Consider the following 1,221-nt stretch of genomic DNA (forward strand, 5'->3'; position numbering starts at 1 on the left):
CAGGTTCTGGATCGCCACATCGTGCACGACCTGATCGTAGGCGCGCTGCAGGAACGTCGAATAGATCGCGCAGAACGGGCGCATTCCCTGCGCGGCAAGGCCCGCTGCAAAGGTAACCGCGTGCTGCTCGGCAATGCCGACATCGAAGTGCCGCTCGGGGTGCGCCTTGGCGAACTTGTCGAGCCCGGTGCCCGAAGGCATCGCGGCGGTGATCGCGCAGACGGCGGGATCGCGCGCGGCCTCGGCCAGCAGCGCCTGCGCAAAGACATTGGTGTAGCTCGGCGGACCGGCCGCGCTCTTGGCCTGCTCGCCGGTGATCACGTCGAACTTCTGCACGCCGTGGTACTTGTCCGCCGCGTTCTCGGCCGGGGCATAGCCCTTGCCCTTCTGCGTCACGACATGGACGAGGCACGGCCCTTCGGCGGCATCGCGCACGTTCTCGAGCACCGGGATCAGCTGGTCGAGGTTATGCCCGTCGAGCGGGCCGACGTAGTAGAAGCCCAGCTCTTCGAACAGCGTGCCGCCCATCGCCATGCCGCGGGCGAACTCGTCGGTCTTGCGCGCCGCCTTGTGGAGCGGTTCGGGCAGGCGGCGCGAGATCGCCTTGAACATCTCGCGCAGTTCGAGGAACGGGCGCGAGGAAACCAGCCGCGCGAGATAGGCCGAAAGCCCGCCGACCGGCGGCGCGATCGACATGTCGTTGTCGTTGAGGATGACGACGAGGCGGTTGCCGGCTTCCGCCGCGTTGTTCATCGCCTCGTAGGCCATGCCCGCGCTCATCGCGCCGTCGCCGATCACCGCGATGGCCTTGCCGGGCTGGTCCTTGAGCTTGTTGGCAATGGCAAAGCCCAGCGCCGCCGAGATCGAGGTGGACGAGTGCGCCGTGCCGAACGGATCGTACTCGCTCTCGGAGCGCTTGGTGAAGCCCGAAAGCCCGCCGCCCTGCCGCAAGGTGCGCATCCGGCTGCGGCGCCCGGTCAGGATCTTGTGCGGATAGGCCTGATGCCCAACGTCCCAGATGAGCCGGTCGCGCGGCGTATCGAACACATAGTGGATCGCCGTCGTCAGTTCCACCACGCCCAGACCCGAGCCCAGATGGCCCCCGGTCTGCCCAACCGAGGCTATCATCTCATCCCGAAGCTCATCCGCAAGCTGTCGCAATTGCGACGGAGGAAGCTTGCGAAGGTCCGAAGGCGTATCGACCTGATCGAGCAGCGGCGT

Annotated in this window: 1 protein-coding gene; it reads right to left on the minus strand. The window is 66.8% G+C overall.

Annotated elements, in window-relative coordinates:
- On the minus strand, positions 1 to 1,221 hold a 1,221-nt coding region (gene dxs / locus NSE01_RS21075; protein ID WP_218033318.1), incomplete at both ends, for a 1-deoxy-D-xylulose-5-phosphate synthase.

Origin of the sequence: Novosphingobium sediminis, assembly GCF_007991615.1 — a bacterium.
Taxonomy (GTDB): domain Bacteria; phylum Pseudomonadota; class Alphaproteobacteria; order Sphingomonadales; family Sphingomonadaceae; genus Novosphingobium; species Novosphingobium sediminis.